This window comes from Streptomyces sp. V1I1, from assembly GCF_030817355.1.
Taxonomy (GTDB): domain Bacteria; phylum Actinomycetota; class Actinomycetes; order Streptomycetales; family Streptomycetaceae; genus Streptomyces.
Map to the genome: position 1 here is coordinate 4,497,807 of NZ_JAUSZH010000001.1, position 16,027 is coordinate 4,513,833.

Annotated in this window: 14 protein-coding genes and 1 riboswitch; of the genes, 7 read left to right on the top strand and 7 right to left on the bottom strand. The window is 70.2% G+C overall.

Annotated features, from left to right (window positions below; translation table 11 throughout):
- Positions 1 to 115: 115 nt before the first annotated feature.
- The 3 genes from nagA to QFZ67_RS21290 all read right to left on the bottom strand — a co-directional run bounded on the left by nagA (position 116) and on the right by QFZ67_RS21290 (position 3,840).
- The gene (gene nagA, locus QFZ67_RS21280; RefSeq protein ID WP_307662661.1) at positions 116 to 1,288 is read right to left on the bottom strand and encodes an N-acetylglucosamine-6-phosphate deacetylase; all 1,173 of its coding nucleotides are present in this window, start codon (positions 1,286 to 1,288) and stop codon (positions 116 to 118) included.
- A complete protein-coding gene (locus tag QFZ67_RS21285) occupies positions 1,288 to 2,226 on the bottom strand; it encodes an ROK family protein (protein WP_307662662.1) in 939 nt (312 codons plus the stop codon). Before QFZ67_RS21285 ends, nagA begins: the two co-directional genes overlap by 1 nt.
- 720 nt (positions 2,227 to 2,946) lie before the next feature.
- Positions 2,947 to 3,840, bottom strand: a complete 894-nt coding sequence (locus tag QFZ67_RS21290; RefSeq protein ID WP_307662663.1) for an SIS domain-containing protein — start codon at positions 3,838 to 3,840, stop codon at positions 2,947 to 2,949.
- A gap of 302 nt (positions 3,841 to 4,142) precedes the next feature.
- Here QFZ67_RS21290 and QFZ67_RS21295 point away from each other — a divergent pair, with 302 nt between their 5' ends.
- The 3 genes from QFZ67_RS21295 to otsB are packed head-to-tail and all read left to right on the top strand — an operon-like array spanning position 4,143 to position 6,580.
- Positions 4,143 to 5,366: an ABC transporter substrate-binding protein gene (locus QFZ67_RS21295; RefSeq protein WP_373430235.1), complete on the top strand. Its 1,224-nt coding sequence runs from the start codon at positions 4,143 to 4,145 to the stop codon at positions 5,364 to 5,366.
- A gap of 47 nt (positions 5,367 to 5,413) precedes the next feature.
- On the top strand, positions 5,414 to 5,722 hold the full coding sequence (locus QFZ67_RS21300; RefSeq protein WP_307662665.1) for a DUF3263 domain-containing protein: 309 nt from the start codon (positions 5,414 to 5,416) through the stop codon (positions 5,720 to 5,722).
- Between the two features lie 9 nt (positions 5,723 to 5,731).
- Complete coding sequence (gene otsB, locus QFZ67_RS21305) at positions 5,732 to 6,580, top strand: trehalose-phosphatase (protein WP_307662666.1); 849 nt, start codon at positions 5,732 to 5,734, stop codon at positions 6,578 to 6,580.
- Positions 6,581 to 6,677: 97 nt separating this feature from the next.
- On the opposite strand, the gene QFZ67_RS21310 is transcribed toward otsB, so the two are convergent.
- Both QFZ67_RS21310 and QFZ67_RS21315 read right to left on the bottom strand, forming a co-directional pair.
- Positions 6,678 to 8,072, bottom strand: coding sequence for a trehalose-6-phosphate synthase (locus QFZ67_RS21310; RefSeq protein ID WP_307662667.1), 1,395 nt, complete (start codon positions 8,070 to 8,072; stop codon positions 6,678 to 6,680).
- 129 nt (positions 8,073 to 8,201) lie between these two features.
- Complete coding sequence (locus tag QFZ67_RS21315) at positions 8,202 to 9,140, bottom strand: glucosyl-3-phosphoglycerate synthase (protein ID WP_307662668.1); 939 nt, start codon at positions 9,138 to 9,140, stop codon at positions 8,202 to 8,204.
- A gap of 143 nt (positions 9,141 to 9,283) precedes the next feature.
- Positions 9,284 to 9,411: riboswitch (SAM riboswitch) on the top strand.
- A gap of 17 nt (positions 9,412 to 9,428) precedes the next feature.
- Between QFZ67_RS21315 and thrC the strand changes: the two genes are divergently transcribed.
- From thrC to groL, 4 genes are all read left to right on the top strand, one after another.
- Positions 9,429 to 10,712, top strand: a complete 1,284-nt coding sequence (gene thrC / locus QFZ67_RS21320) for a threonine synthase (protein WP_307662669.1) — start codon at positions 9,429 to 9,431, stop codon at positions 10,710 to 10,712.
- 33 nt (positions 10,713 to 10,745) lie between these two features.
- On the top strand, positions 10,746 to 11,024 hold the full coding sequence (locus QFZ67_RS21325; RefSeq protein WP_307662670.1) for a MoaD/ThiS family protein: 279 nt from the start codon (positions 10,746 to 10,748) through the stop codon (positions 11,022 to 11,024).
- A 400-nt stretch (positions 11,025 to 11,424) separates the two neighbouring features.
- A complete protein-coding gene (locus QFZ67_RS21330; protein ID WP_005315736.1) occupies positions 11,425 to 11,628 on the top strand; it encodes a cold-shock protein in 204 nt (67 codons plus the stop codon).
- A 375-nt stretch (positions 11,629 to 12,003) separates the two neighbouring features.
- The gene (groL, locus tag QFZ67_RS21335; protein WP_307662671.1) at positions 12,004 to 13,626 is read left to right on the top strand and encodes a chaperonin GroEL; all 1,623 of its coding nucleotides are present in this window, start codon (positions 12,004 to 12,006) and stop codon (positions 13,624 to 13,626) included.
- A 19-nt stretch (positions 13,627 to 13,645) separates the two neighbouring features.
- Here the strand turns inward: groL and QFZ67_RS21340 are convergent, their stop codons facing one another.
- Entirely contained in the window at positions 13,646 to 14,980 is a 1,335-nt protein-coding gene (locus QFZ67_RS21340; RefSeq protein WP_307662672.1) for an MFS transporter, read from the bottom strand.
- Positions 14,977 to 15,558 carry a helix-turn-helix domain-containing protein gene (locus QFZ67_RS21345; RefSeq protein ID WP_307662673.1) on the bottom strand — a complete coding sequence of 194 codons (582 nt, stop codon included), beginning with the start codon at positions 15,556 to 15,558 and terminating at the stop codon, positions 14,977 to 14,979. Before QFZ67_RS21345 ends, QFZ67_RS21340 begins: the two co-directional genes overlap by 4 nt.
- Between the last annotated feature and the right edge of the window lie 469 nt (positions 15,559 to 16,027).

The following is a 16,027-nucleotide window of genomic DNA, read 5'->3' on the forward strand; positions in this document are numbered from 1 at the left end:
GTGTCACCCCCCACAGAACGCGCTTGCCGTGTTCGTACGGGCCCTGATCATGCCAAACCGAAGGCGGTTGGCCCAGACCCCCGGGCCAACCGCCTTGCCATAAGTTACGCAGAAATCACCCCACTTGGGGCTCAACCACCCATTCGCCCTTACGCATCACGCCCTTGAGCGTGAACTCCGCGTCGAGCACCACCAGGTCGGCGTCCTTGCCCGGCTCCAGCGAGCCGACCTTGTCGTACACGCCGAGCAGCTTCGCGGGGTTGGCCGAGATGGCCTGGACGACGTCCTCCACCGGCAGCCTGTCGATGGTGGCCGCGCGCCTGAATGCGGTGTCCAGGGTGAGCGTAGAGCCGGCGATCGAGCCGCCGTCGACCAGCCGGGCGACCCCGTCCTTGACGTCGACCGCGAGCGGGCCGAGCTGGTAGCGGCCGTCGCCGAAGCCCGCCGCGTCCATGGCGTCCGTGATGAAGGCGACACGGCCCGCGCCCGCGCGGTGGAAGGCGAGCTCCAGGGCGGCGGGGTGCAGATGCGTGCCGTCGTTGATCAGCTCGACCGTGATGCGCTCGTCCTCCAGGAGCGCTGCGATCGGGCCCGGAGCGCGGTGGCCGAGGCCGGGCATCGCGTTGAACAGGTGCGTCGCCACGGTCGCGCCCGCCTCGATCGCCTCGACGGTCTGCTCGTACGTCGCGTCCGTGTGGCCGATCGCGGCGATCACGCCGTGCTCGGCGAGCAGCCGTACGGAGTCGATGCCGCCGGGCAGTTCGGTGGCGAGGGTGACCATCTTCGCGGTGCCGCGTGCCGCGTCGATCAGCTTGCGCACCTCCGCCGGGTCGGGGTCGCGCAGCAGTTCCTCGCTGTGGGCGCCCTTGCGGCACGGCGAGATGAAGGGTCCCTCGAAGTGGATGCCGGCGAGGTCGCCCTGCTCGACGAGCTCGGAGAGGAAGCCGGCGCGGTGGGCGAGGAAGTCCATCTCGCCGGTCACGGTGGACGCGACGAGCGTGGTGGTGCCGTGCTCGCGGTGGGTCCGCACGCCCTTCAGCACGTCCTCGGCGCTGCCGGAGGTGAAGGAGGCGCCGCCGCCGCCGTGGTTGTGGATGTCGACGAAGCCGGGGACGACCCAGTGGCCGGTCAGGTCGATGGCAGGCGCGTCCGCGGGCGCGGCGCCGGCGATCTTCGTGCCCTCGACGATGAGCCGTCCGTGCTCGACGGTCCCGGTCGGCAGGACCACCCGGGCGCCGGCGAGAACGGTGCTTTCGGCGCGTGCGGCGCTTGTGGCGCGTGCGGCCATTAGGCGGTTACCTCCGAGTCGGTGGCGAGCAGATCCCAGGCGAGCAGCCCCGCGCCCAGGCATCCGGCGGTGTCCCCGAGGGCTGCCGGGACGATGGCGGGCAGCTTCTGGAACGTCACTCGCTCCTCGACGGCGGCCCTCAGTGGTGTGAACAAGGTTTCCCCCGCCTCGGCGAGACCGCCACCGATGATCAGTGTGCGGGGGTCCAGCAGGGTGAGCGCGGTGACGAGGCCGGCGGCGAGGGCGTCGACGGCGTCGTGCCAGACGCGTACGGCCCGCTGGTCGCCGGACTCGACGGCCTTCGCGCAGTCGGCGGCGTCCGCGTCCGGGTCGCCGCTCGCCTCGGCCCAGGCGCGGGTCACCGCGGCGGCGGAGGCGAGCGTCTCGAGGCAGCCGCGCTGGCCGCAGCCGCAGTCGGGCCCGTCGGGGCGGACGACGATGTGGCCGATCTCGCCGGCGTAACCGTGGGCGCCGGCCTCGATCCGCCCGGCGATGCCGATGGCGCCGGCGATCCCCGTGCCGAGCGGCACGAACAGGAACCGGTCGGCGCCCTTGCCGGCCCCGATCCGTCCCTCGGCGAGCCCGCCGGTCCTGACGTCGTGCCCGAGCGCGACGGGGACGCCGCCGATGCGGTCGGCGACGAGGGCGCGCAGCGGTACGTCGCGCCAGCCGAGGTTGGCGGCGTAGACGGCGATGCCGTGGTCGGCGTCGACGATCCCGGGGACGGCGACGCCGGCGGCGAGCGCGCTCTGGCCGAGGTGCTCCTGGCCGTACGAGCGGAGCTCTGCGGCGAAGCGAAGGATGGACTCGACGACGGCGTCCGGCCCGCGCTCGCGCCCGGTGGGGCGACGGGCCTCATGCAGGAGGGTGCCGTCCACCCCGACCAGGGCGGCTTTCATGCCGGTGCCGCCCACATCGAGGGCGATGACGTGTCTCACGTGGACAGTCTGAAGGGTGGACGGGGGACAGGTCTAGTCCACTGCGCCGGATTGTTGCGCCGCCATACAAACGGCGGCATGGGGTGCGGGGGTCCGCGGTGCGGATGCGGTGCGGGTCGCGGGGGTGCGCGGTGCGGGCTGCGGGCTGGGTGCGGGGGTGCGCGGTGCGGGCTGCGGGGTTGCCCGGTGTCGTGTGGTGCGGGTTCCGGTGCCCCTCCGGGCTCGACTCCTCGGGGTCGGCGGCATCAAGGGGTCCGTGTTGATCACCGCGTCCGGCCGCCGATCCCCTGCGGGGACGACCCTGCACGGCCCCTCCCCACCAGCAGGCACCCGGTCCGGGCCCGCCCGAGGGGTGCCTCAGCCCCCGCCTTGTGGGCTCGGCGGCGAAGCCGCCCGAGCGGCCGGAGGCTAGCCCCGCCTTCCTGGGCTCCCCGGCGAAGCCGCCCGAGCGGCCGGAGGCTAGCCCCGCCTTCCTGGGCTCCCCGGCGAAGCCGCCCGAGCGGCCGGAGGCTAGCCCCGCCTTCCTGGGCTCCCCGGCGAAGCCGCTGGAGTGGCACGGGGGTGTGGGGGCGTCAGCCCCCACGTCTTCCTCCCCCGCCAGGGGGGCCTGGGGGCAGCGCCCCCCCACGCGGCGGAGCCGCAAATTGACACAGCCGGGAAGGGGCGGGGCAGGGGACAAGCCCCGCGCAGCGGCACCCCCACCCGCACCGCGTGGACCCGTCAGGAAAGGATCACGCTGCGCGTCAGGTTCCTCGGCCGGTCCGGGTCGAAGCCCCGCGACTCCGCCAGCGTCACCGCTAGCCGCTGCGCGCGGATCAGGTCCGCCAGGGGGTCCGCCTCCTGGCGGGCCACCAGCGTGCCGCCGACCCGCGCCACGTCCAGGGACAGGCCCTCCGGGAGCGCGCCGAAGACCCACGCCACCCGGCCCGGGCCGGTGATCGAGATCGGGCCGTGGCGGTACTCCATCGCCGGGTACGACTCCGTCCACGCGCCCGCCGCCTCGCGCATCTTCAGGCCCGCCTCCAGCGCGAGCCCGTACGTCCAGCCCCGCCCCAGGAACGTCCACTGCTCCGCCCCGACCACCGCCTCCGGCAGCGGCTCCGTGAGCGCGAGCTCCGCGTCGACCGCCGCATCGGCGACCGACTTCACCCCGGGGACGTCACCCAGACCGGCCCGCAGGAAGGCCAGCGCGGTCGTGGCGAAACGGGTCTGGACCACCGATTCCTCGTCCGCCCAGTCCAGCACCGCCACCGCGTCCGCCGCGTCCATCACCGGCGTCTTCGGGTCCGCGGTCAGCGCCAGCGTCGGCACCTTGCCGTGCAGTTCGGTCAGCAGGTCCAGGACCTCCGTCGTCGTCCCCGAGCGAGTGATCGCGACGACGCGGTCGTACGTACGCCCCGACGGGAACTCCGACGAGGCGAAGGCGTCCGTCTCGCCCAGCCCCGCCGCCTCCCGCAGCGCCGCGTACGCGATCGCCATGAACCAGGACGTACCGCACCCGGTGACGGCGACCCGCTCACCCGGCTCCGGCAGTCCTTCGAAGGCGGCGGCGGCTTCGGCCGCTCGGCGCCAGCAGGCGGGCTGGGTGGCTATCTCTGCTGCGGTACGGGACATGCGGCAAGGCTCCTAGCGACGTACGCGTAACTCGGGACCGGCACACCGACCACTTCGTGCCGCCACGTGCTTAGCAGGCCGCGGCGTACCCGGGCAATGCCCGCCGGCCCAGGGGCAGGCGTTGTAGAAGTGATATGCATTGGAGTAGACCTCATCCGTCCACATGGTGGAAAATCGCAGCTCATCTCAGAGGACATCACGGGGGACCGGCTGGGACGACACGGGCACGCAACAGCAGAGGGTGGGGAAGAGCGGTGCAGCGTCGCTTCTTGGGTCTGACCGCGGTGATCGCCGCACTTGGCATGACGGTGGCCCTCTCGGGCTGTGGCAGTTCCAGCGGTTCCGGCGATGTCACCCTCAAACTGGTGGCGGCCGACTACGACGTGGCCGGCGGCCAGAGCAGCAAGAAGTACTGGGCCGACCTCGCCACCGAGTTCGAGTCCACGAACCCCGGCATCAAGATCGACGTCCAGATCGAGTCCTGGAACGACGTCGACCGCAAGGTCGCCGAGATGGTCAAGGCAGGCAAGGCCCCCGACATCGCCCAGATCGGCGCGTACGCCGACTACGCAGCGGCGGGCAAGCTGTACTCCGCCGACCAGTTGCTCTCCATCCCCGTACAGTCCAACTTCCTCACCCCGCTCACCGACGCGGGCGAGATGAAGCGCGTGCAGTACGGTCTGCCGTTCGTCGCCTCCACCCGGCTGCTCTTCTACAACAAGAAGCTCTTCAAAGAGGCCGGGATAAAGGAAGACCCGAAGACCTGGGACGACCTCAGGAAAGACGCGGAGAAGCTGAAGGCGAACACGGACGCGAAGTACCCCTTCGCCCTGCCGCTGGGGCCCGAGGAGGCCCAGGCCGAGACCATGATGTGGCTGCTCAGCGGCGGCGACGGATACACCGACCCGGTCGGCAAGTACTCCATAGACTCCGCGCAGAACATAGCCACCTTCAAGTGGCTGAAGACGAACCTCGTCGACGCCGAGCTCACCGGCCCGGTCGCCCCCGCCAAGCTGAACCGCAAGGACGCGTTCGCCGCCTTCACCCGCGGCGAGGTCGGCATGCTCAACGGCCACCCCTCCCTGATGCAGGAAGCGGAGAAGGCCAACATCGAGGTCGGCAAGGTGGCCATGCCCGGCCGCAACGGCAAGCCGAAGGCCGCGATGGGCGTCGCCGACTGGATCATGGGCTTCAAGCAGAACGGCCACCGGGCCGAGGTCGGCAAGTTCCTGGACTTCGTCTTCAGCGACAAGAACGTCCTCGACTTCGCCGGTCAGAACGATCTGCTGCCGGTGACGGTCTCCGCGTCCGAGGCGATGGAGAAGGACCCGGAGCACCAGGACCTCAAGGAGTTCCTGGACGAGCTCCCCACCTCGGTGCTTCCGCCGGTCGGCAAGACGTCGTGGGCGGCGGTCAGCGAGAACATCAAGAAGAACATCGGCCAGGCCGTCGAGCCTGAAGGCGTCCCGGCATCCGTCCTCGGCAAGATCGGCCGGGACGCCACCCTCGCGGAGAACGCGGAGTAGGCGGAGTAGGAAGCCCGGGGTGCCGCGCCGCCGATATGTTGGATCGTATGACCGACGACGAGGCGATCGAGGAGATCGAGGAGATCGAGGAGATCGAGGAGATCGAGGAGATCGAGACGCGGGGGGCGCGCGAGGTGCTCTCCGAGCGCGACCGTGCCGTTCTGGCCATGGAGCACACGTCCTGGCCGGGGCCCGGCGCGAAGGAGCGCGCCATCAGGGAGCAGCTCGGCATCTCCCCGGTCCGCTACTACCAGCTCCTCAACGCCCTGATCGACGACGAGCGCGCCCTCGCCCATGACCCGGTAACCGTCAATCGGCTTCGCCGTGTCAGGGACGACAGACGAAGTCGCCGATAGGGTCGGGGCATGGGCAGCTCTTCGCACGCGCATCCCCTGCCGACGCCGTCCACCCCCGCCGGCCGCGACGGCCTGGCCGCGATTCTGGCCCGGCCGCAGAAGGCAGTCGTCGGCCTCGACTTCGACGGCACGCTCGCCGAGATCGTGCTCGACCCCGAACAGGCCCGGGCCCACCCCGGCGCCGTCCCCGCGCTCGCCGCGCTCGCGCCACGAGTCGCTTCTGTCGCAGTGGTCACCGGACGGCCCGCGAGTGTGGCGGTCCGGTACGGCGGCTTCGCCGGAGTGCCGGGCCTGGACCACCTGGTCGTCCTCGGTCACTACGGCGCCGAGCGCTGGGACGCCGTCAGCAGCACGGTCAAAACCCCCGCCCCGCACCCCGGGGTCGCGGCTGCCCGCGCCGAACTGCCCGGTGTCCTGGACGCCGTCGGAGCGTGGCAGGGCACCTGGATCGAGGAGAAGGGCCAGGCGGTCGCTGTGCACACGCGCCGCGCCTCCGACCCGCAGGCGGCGTTCGAGGCGCTGCGGGGCCCGCTCGCCGAGCTCGCCGCGCGCCACGGACTGATCCTGGAGCCGGGCCGCATGGTCCTGGAGTTGCGCCCGCCCGGCATGGACAAGGGCGTGGCCCTGGCGGAGTACGTACACGAGGTGAAAGCCGAGGCCGTGCTGTACGCCGGTGACGACCTCGGCGATCTGCCCGCCTTCGCGGCCGTCGAGAAGCTCCGCTCGGACGGCGTGCCCGGCCTGCTGGTGTGCAGCGGCAGCACGGAGGTCCCGGAACTCGCGGACCGCGCCGACCTGCTGCTGCCGGGGCCGCCTGCGGTGGTGGAGTTCCTGGGCTCGCTGGCCCAGCACCTCTAGCCGGCCCGGGCAGCCGTTCGCGCTCGCGCCGGTCCGGGTTTGTGCGTGCCAGGGCCTCCTACGCGCCCTCGCGCAAGGCGCGCACGACCCGGGCCTCCTACGCGCCCTCGCGCAGCGCCCGCAGCTGGTCCAGGAACCACTTCTGCGGCGGCAGCGCGGTTGCCGCTGCCGCCAGCCGCTTGGTGCGCCGGGACCGTTCGTCGTCCCGCATCGTCAGCGCCACGTGGAGCGCGTCCGCCGTGCCCGACACGTCGTACGGATTCACCGTCACCGCGTCCTCGCGCAGTTCCTCGTACGCCCCTGCCTCCCGCGAAAGCACCAGCGCACAGCCTTCGTCCGAGACGACCGGGATCTCCTTGGCGACCAGGTTCATGCCGTCCCGGATCGGGTTGACCAGAGCCACGTCCGCCAGCCGGTACGCGGCGAGCGAGCGCGCGAAGTCGTCCTTCACATGGAGCTCGACCGGGATCCAAGTCTTCGTCCCGTACGCCGAGTTGATCTCGTCCGCCAGGCGCTGGACCTCCGCCGTGTACTCGCGGTAGACCGCCAGGTCCTGCCGGGAGGGGTAGGCGAAGGCGACATGGACCACGCGCTCGCGCCACTCGGGGCGGGTTTCCAGCAGCTGCCGGTACGCCAGCAGCCCGCGCACGATGTTCTTGGACAGCTCGGTGCGGTCGACGCGCACGATGGTCTTGCGCCCAGGGCCGACCTGCTCACGCAGCGTGGCCAGCCGTTCGTCCACGTCCGGCCGGTGCGCCCGCTCCCGCAGGAAGTCCGCGTCCGCACCGAGCCCGTGCACCCCGATCTCCGTGCTGCCGGTGCCGCCCAACAGCTCCGTACAGCAGGAGACGAAGGCATCGGCCCACCGCCGGGTCAGAAAACAGGCGCGGTCCGCGCCGAGCAGGCCGCGCAGCAACTGCTCCGCGATGTCGTCGGGCAGCATCCGGAAGTAGTCGACGGGCGCCCACGGCGTATGCGTGAAGTGCCCGATCCGCAGATCGGGACGGAGCTCGCGGAGCATGCCGGGCACCAGCGCCAGGTGGTAGTCCTGCACCAGGACGGCCGCCCCCTCGGCGGCCTGTGCCGCGAGCGCGTCCGCGAAGGCCCGGTTGTAGGTCTCGTACGACGCCCACTGCCGGCGGAACTCCTTATCGAAGACCGGCTCCAGCGGCGTCTGGTACAGCATGTGGTGGACGAACCACAGCACGGAGTTGGCGATGCCGTTGTACGCGTCGGAGTGGACGGCCTCGTCGATGTCGAGCATCAGCACCCCGGGCTCGCCGACCCCGCGCCGTACCGCCTCGCGGTCGCCGTCGCCGAGCGCGGCGCACACCCATAGCGCCGCCGCCTCGGAGCCGATGGCCGACAGGCCGGAGACCAGCCCGCCCCCGCCGCGGCGCGCGTCGAGCGAACCGTCCTCGCTCAGCGTGTATGTGACCGGGCCGCGGTTCGACGCGACGAGGACCTGGGCAGCAGCGTGCTCGGAGACCATGTCGCGAAACCTAGCCCGTCCCACAAACGCTCAAACGTGTGTACGTCATTGGTCGTGCCGTCCTCGTGTGTCGTACGTCTCTCATGCCCATAACTGGGAAATGTAGACAAAACGACCAGCGATCCATGCTTATGCCGCGCGACGCGCCGCGTACTCACCGATCTCGCGCATCGGCGGCCGCTCCTCCGTGTCCACCGCGTACGTCCGCGGCTCGAAGCCGCCCTCGCCCCGCTCGAACTGCGTGAGCGCAGGACGCACCAAGTGGCCGCGGGAGAGCCGGAGTTGAGCCGTACGGTAGATTGCCGCGGCCATCCGGCCCAGCGCCTGCCCGTCCTGGTGACGGTGCTTGCGCGAGCCGACGTCCACCTGCGCCAGCGCGTCCAGGCCCACCGTGTGCAGCGCGTCGACGAGCAGGCCGAGCTCCACGCCGTAACCGACAGGGAAGGGCAGCCGCTCCAGCAGCGAGCGCCGCGCCGCGTACTCCCCGCCCAGCGGCTGGACGAACCCGGCCAGCTGCGGCCAGTGCAGATTCAGCAGCGGACGCGCCACCAGTTCGGTCACCCGGCCGCCCTGACCTGCGCGGTCGCCGAGCGGCCGGTCATACATCGCCTTGACGAAGTGCACATCGGGGTCGGTCAGCAGTGGGCCCACGATCCCGGAGACGAAGTCCGCGGAGAACTCCCGCAGATCCGCGTCGACGAAGCACACGATGTCGCCGCTGGTCGCCAGCAGCGAGCGCCACAGCACCTCGCCCTTGCCGGGGACCGCGGGTATTCGGGGCAGGATCGCGTCCCGGTGCACCACGCGAGCTCCGGCCGCCGCGGCCACCTCGGTCGTACGGTCGCTCGAGCCCGAGTCGACGACGACCAGCTCGTCGACGAGCGGCACGGCCTCCATCAGCTCGCGGCGGATCACGGTGACGATCTCGCCGACCGTCGCCTCCTCGTTCAGGGCGGGGAGCACCACGCTGACCGTCGTCGAGCGTTTGGCGGTAAGCAGCAGGTCAAGTGGGCGGTCGGCCGCGGCCCAGGACCGCCGGACCAGCCAGCGCTCCACCTCATCGAGCACGTGCGCGTCTCCCTAGACTTCCGGTCGGATGATCCATCTCGAGGTTCGGACGACTATCTCAACCATCCGGGCCTTCGGTTACAGTCTTGAACAACGCGGATGACCGTCGCATGTCGGGGGTCGTCACGCTGACAATCGAATACCGCTCATCCAGAGGGGCAGAGGGAACGGCCCGTTGAAGCCCCGGCAACCCTCCCGCCGACCGCGAGGTCACGGTGGGGAAGGTGCCAATTCCGTCTCGTGGCGAAATGCGCCACGGGGAAGATGAGGAGAAAGGGCCTCGCCTCCATGGCTGTGCAGACTGTCGAAAGCACCACTCCCGTGAACCTCGGTCCCGCCGCGGCGCTCTCGTGCCGCGAGTGCGGAGAGCGTTTCGGGCTCGGCCCGATCTTCGCCTGCGCCTCCTGTTTCGGGCCGCTCGAGGTCGCGTACGACCTCCCCGGCGAAGACCCCGAGGCGCTGAAGAAGCGGATCGAAGCGGGTCCGGACAACATCTGGCGGTACGCCCCGCTGCTGCCCGTCCCCGCCGACGTGGCCGACAAGCCGAACATCAACCCCGGCTTCACCAAGCTCGTCAAGGCCGACAACCTCGCCCGTGAGCTGGGCGTCACCGGCGGCCTGTACATCAAGGACGACTCCGGCAACCCGACGCACTCCTTCAAGGACCGTGTCGTCGCCATCGCCGTCGAGGCCGCGCGTGCCTTCGGCTTCACCACCCTGTCCTGCTCGTCCACCGGCAACCTGGCGGGCGCGGTCGGCGCCGCCGCCGCGCGGGCCGGCTTCCGTTCCTGCGTGTTCATCCCGCACGACCTGGAGCAGGGCAAGGTCGTCATGGCCGCGGTGTACGGCGGCGAGCTGGTCGGCATCGAGGGCAACTACGACGACGTAAACCGCTTCTGCTCCGAGCTCATCGGCGACCCGCTGGGCGAGGGCTGGGGCTTCGTCAACGTCAACCTCCGCCCGTACTACGGCGAGGGCTCCAAGACGCTGGCGTACGAGATCTGCGAGCAGCTCGGCTGGCGGCTGCCCGACCAGATCGTGGTTCCGATCGCCTCGGGCTCGCAGCTCACGAAGATCGACAAGGGGCTGCAGGAGCTGATCAAGCTCGGTCTGGTCGAGGACAAGCCGTACAAGATCTTCGGCGCCCAGGCGGAGGGCTGCTCGCCGGTGTCGACGGCCTTCAAGGCCGGGCACGACGTCGTACGCCCGCAGAAGCCGAACACCATCGCCAAGTCGCTGGCGATCGGCAACCCGGCGGACGGCCCGTACGTGCTGGACATCGCGCGCCGCACCGGCGGGGCGGTCGAGGACGTCAACGACGATCAGATCGTCGACGCCATCAAGCTGCTCGCCCGTACGGAAGGCATCTTCGCGGAGACGGCGGGTGGCGTGACCGTGGGTGTCACGAAGAAGCTGATCGAACAGGGTGTGCTCGACCCGGCGCTCACCACCGTCGTCCTCAACACCGGTGACGGCCTCAAGACGCTGGACGCGGTGGCGCCGACGACCGGTCCGACCGCGACGATCCGCCCGAGCCTGGACGCGTTCCGCGACGCCGGCCTGGCAGGCTGACCGACCACCCGAGACTCAAGGAAGGCACGCAGCATGAGCGTCAACGTCCGCATCCCCACCATTCTCCGTACGTATACGGGCGGCCAGGCCGAGGTTTCGGCTCAGGGCGCGACCCTCTCCGAGGTGATCGCCGACCTGGAGAAGAACCACACCGGCATCGCCGCGCGTGTCCTGGACGACCAGGGCAAGCTGCGTCGCTTCGTCAACGTGTACGTGAACGACGACGACGTCCGTTTCGAGCAGGGTCTGGAGACCGCGACACCGGACGGTGCGGGCGTCTCGATCATTCCGGCTGTCGCCGGCGGCTGCTGACTTCGCAGAGTTACCGGTATTGCCCCCTCCGCAAGAGAAGCGGAGGGGGCAATTCCATAGGGTTGAGCGCGGTAGGCTTTGGGAAGCCCCCTCCGCTGCTCGTGCCGGACGCATATGAGAATGCGTCGCCGCGCGACAAGAGTCAGCCAAAGTGGTCGATCGAATTGTCGCGTAGGCGCCTTTTGTCGGGCCCGACTTGCCCCGGAATTCACAGAATTCACATGAATTATCCGTTCGGGCTTGCGCAGATTTCTCGTCCGATTGACCTGTTGCAGACGGCAGTTGGACAGATACATTCAGCCGCGGTCGACGCGTTCCGGCGCACACCCAAGGGGTGGAGGTCTGACCCGGGTCCGCGAAGTGCGGTCCTGCGCAAGGGCCAGTAATAGGGGAGTTAGGCATGGCTCAGGGCACCGTCAAGTGGTTCAACGCGGAGAAGGGGTACGGCTTCATCGCGGTCGACGGTGGTGCGGATGTTTTCGTCCACTACAGCGCGATCCAGATGGACGGGTACCGCACCCTTGAAGAGGGTCAGCGAGTTGAATTCGAGATCTCGCAGGGCCAGAAGGGTCCGCAGGCGGACATGGTCAAGCTCGCCGTCTGATCTCGGCGCGATCGGCCACCGACGCACTCACGCCGAGGGGCCCGCATCCCACGAGGGATGCGGGCCCCTCGTGCGTCTGCGCCCTCGCGTCGAGGCTTCTTCGAAGCCGCTGCGCCCTCCCTCCCCCCAACTACCGCTGGGAGGTGCCCCCACCGACCACTACCCCTCGTCGAGGCTTCTTCGAAGCCGCTTGCACTCTCGGGGGTCGAGTGCTAATCATTGCGTTAGCACTCTGACAGTGAGAGTGACAACGAGGACCGTGTCGGTGAGGTCCGCAGGCCAGGTGGGGCAAGGAACCACAGGGCTTGCAGGCCGTCCGTCGCGGGCGCCAGCGCGGTCCGGAGAATCCACCCCAGTCCGGGAGGACCACTTCACATGGCCAAGATCATCGCGTTCGACGAGGAGGCACGGCGCGGTCTCGAGCGCGGGATGAACCAGCTCGCCGACGCCGTCAAGGTCACCCTTGGCCCCAAGGGCCGGAACGTCGTCCTCGAGAAGAAGTGGGGCGCCCCCACGATCACCAACGATGGTGTTTCCATCGCCAAGGAGATCGAGCTCGAGGACCCGTACGAGAAGATCGGCGCCGAGCTGGTCAAGGAAGTCGCCAAGAAGACGGACGACGTCGCCGGTGACGGTACGACCACCGCGACCGTCCTCGCCCAGGCACTCGTCCGCGAGGGCCTGCGCAACGTGGCGGCCGGCGCCAACCCGATGGCCCTCAAGCGCGGCATCGAGAAGGCCGTCGAGGCCGTCTCCGGCGCCCTGCTCGAGCAGGCCAAGGACGTGGAGACCAAGGAGCAGATCGCTTCGACGGCCTCCATCTCCGCTGCCGACACCCAGATCGGCGAGCTCATCGCCGAGGCCATGGACAAGGTCGGCAAGGAAGGCGTCATCACCGTCGAGGAGTCCCAGACCTTCGGTCTGGAGCTGGAGCTCACCGAGGGTATGCGCTTCGACAAGGGCTACATCTCGGCGTACTTCGCCACTGACATGGAGCGTATGGAGGCGTCGCTCGACGACCCGTACATCCTGATCGTCAACTCCAAGGTCAGCAACGTGAAGGACCTCCTTCCGCTGCTGGAGAAGGTCATGCAGTCGGGCAAGCCGCTGCTGATCATCGCCGAGGACGTCGAGGGCGAGGCCCTGTCGACCCTGGTCGTCAACAAGATCCGCGGCACCTTCAAGTCCGTTGCCGTCAAGGCTCCGGGCTTCGGCGACCGCCGCAAGGCGATGCTGAACGACATCGCCATCCTCACCGGCGGCACGGTCATCTCCGAGGAGGTCGGCCTCAAGCTCGAGAACGCCGGCCTGGACCTGCTGGGCCGCGCCCGCAAGGTCGTCATCACCAAGGACGAGACCACGATCGTCGACGGTGCCGGTGAGAGCGACCAGGTTGCCGGTCGCGTGAACCAGATCCGTGCCGAGATCGAGAACAGCGACTCGGACTACGACCGCGAGAAGCTCCAGGAGCGCCTCGCGAAGCTGGCCGGCGGCGTGGCCGTCATCAAGGCCGGCGCCGCGACCGAGGTCGAGCTCAAGGAGCGCAAGCACCGCATCGAGGACGCGGTGCGCAACGCCAAGGCCGCCGTCGAGGAGGGCATCGTCGCCGGTGGTGGCGTGGCTCTCATCCAGGCTTCCTCGGTCTTCGAGAAGCTCGAGCTCGAGGGTGACGAGGCGACCGGCGCCAACGCCGTGAGGCTCGCGCTGGAGGCCCCGCTGAAGCAGATCGCCGTCAACGGTGGTCTCGAGGGCGGCGTCATCGTCGAGAAGGTGCGCAACCTGCCCATCGGTCACGGTCTGAACGCCGCGACCGGCGAGTACGTCGACATGATCGCCGAGGGCATCATCGACCCGGCGAAGGTTACGCGTTCCGCGCTGCAGAACGCCGCGTCGATCGCAGCGCTGTTCCTGACCACCGAGGCCGTCATCGCCGACAAGCCGGAGAAGGCCTCTGCGGCCGCTCCGGGCGGCATGCCGGGCGGTGACATGGACTTCTGATCCTGCGCGGATCGGCAGTTCACGCTGTACGGACCGAGGGCGGTACCCCCACTCCCAGGGGGGTGCCGCCCTCGGGCTTTTGCCCGGAGCGGCGGACCCACAGCAGGGCACCCGCCAGCAGAAGTGCGGCGCCGGGCAGCCAGGGCAGGGGCCCGGCCGGCAGGGCACCGGCGACCAGGCCCGCCAGGGCGCCGGACGATTGCAGGGCGAGGGACTGTACGGACAGGGCGGTGGCCCGGCCTGTGCTGTCGACGCGGCGGTGCAGCAGGTCGTTCTTGTTCGGGCCCGCCGCGCCGAGTCCGAAGTAGACCAGGGCGTAGCCGGTGGCCGCGAGGGTGAGGGCGGCCGGGCCGTTCCACAGGACGGTCAGGCCGAGCAGCAGCAGGCCCGTCGCGCTCAGCCCGATGCCCGCCATGACGGCGCGTTCGCCGCTGCCCGTCAGCCGTGCGGTCAGTGGTGCGCAGTGGTTGCCGAGAGCGGTGCAGACAAATCCGGCGCAGGCGAGCGAGGCGAAGAGCACCGCGCCCGACTCGGGGGTGCCGGTCAGGTCGGCGGCGCGTCCTGGCGTGAGCAGTTCGATGGTGGCCAGGGCCGAGCCCGTCGCGCCGGCCGTCAGCAGCACTCGGCGGATCAGGAAGTCCCGCGCGCCCAGGCGCAGTCCGTCAAGCGCGGTGGCCGGTACGCCGCGCAGCACATCGCGCAAGGTGGGCCGCGGCCGGGGCGGCTCGGGCAGGGCGGTCAACACGTACGCCACGAAGACCAGTCCGACGCCCGCGCCGAGCAGCGCGGGCACGGAGAGCGGCAGCACCAGTCCGGAGGTGGCGGTGGTCAGCCGTGCGCCCAGGTCCGGGCCGAGGCCGAGCAGCAGGGGCAGACCGCCGCCGAGCAGGGTGCCGACGGCGAGCGCGGCCGCGGAGGCGGTGCCGCCGCGGGCCAGCCCCGTGCGCAGTTCTGCGCCGGGGCCGGAGTGGGCCTGCACGGTGTCGACGTACCAGGCCTCGGCGGGTCCGCTCGACAGGGCGCGGCCGGAGCCCATCAGGGCCATGGCGACGGCGAGCGCCCAGACGGTGGTGCCCAGGGCCAGGAGGACGAGGGCGACCAGGTTGAGCACGCCCGCCGCGGCGAGCACGGTGCGGCGGCCGATGACGTCGGACAGGCCGCCGGTGGGCAGTTCGAGGGCTGAGACGGTGAGGGAGTGCACGGCGAAGAGCCCGCCGACGACCGCGAGGCCCATGCCGCGCTCGGTGAGGAGCAGCACCTGCGAGGGTATGTACAGGCCAACCGGCAGCCAGAAGAGGAAGTTGACGGCGACGAAGCGGCGGCGCGCGGTACGGGCGTCCAGGGGCCCGGTCATGACGCGAGGGGGAGTCCGGCGGCCACGAGCACGACCTGCTCGGCGCGGGGATCACCCTCGTCGCGAGCTGCCAGTTCCTCCGCCGTACGGTCGAACACCTCCCACAGCTCGGTGAGCGACTCGGGGGTCAGCCGCAGGACCAGATCGGTGATGCCCGACGGCTCCACCCACTCCTGGCCGAGCCGGCCTGCCGCGACATCCGCCTCGTGCCGGCCGAGGGAACGCTCCAGGTGCTCGATCTGAACCCGGCGCGAGACGTTGACGAAGGCGCGGCTGCCGGGCGAGCCCTCCATCGCCGCGTTGCTCCACGCGGTGACGGAGTGCACCGCCTGCCAGCGCCGCTCCCGCCCGTCGCGCTGCTGGGCCTCCGCGACGAACGCGTACTTGGCGAGGACCCGCAGGTGGTAGCTGGTGGAGGCGGAGGACTCCCCGGTCCTGACCGCGAGTTCGCTCGCGGTGGCGGGGCCGTCCTGACGTAGCAGCCCGAGCAGCCGGATGCGCAACGGGTGTGTGAGGGCCTTCAGGGCTGCTGCGTCCCGCTCGGGGTCGAGGACGCGTTTCCGATCTTCGCTGACCATGAGGGGAGGGTAGAACGGTCAGGTCACAGTTGGGCTTCCCATCCGCCGGGGTGGGGAAGGCCCCACCCCCTAGAGGCCGGGAAGCCCGGTGGGAGCCCGGCCGTGGTTCCGCGAGGGTCTTCCCATGCGAATCCTCGGCAGCCGGACATCCGGCTTCACCACAGCGGCTCTCAGCCTCCCCGTCCTCGCGACGACGCGACATGGCTATGAAAACCGTGCAGCGCCATGCGGCTAGCCCGGCCACTATCCGGATTGAACACCTGCGCCGTGCCCTGCGTCTTCACGAGCTTCGCCGCAAGGCATGGTGACCAACGCGTCCAATCCACCAGGCATGCATCAGGCCCCGGTATCGTCCCGCAAATGCGAGGCGGTACCGGGGCCTTTCCGCGTTTACGGCAGGCGCTTTACCACGATGTCCTCTTGAGGAATCAGGACGCACCTACCGTCATCCTTTTGGACGGTGGCGTAT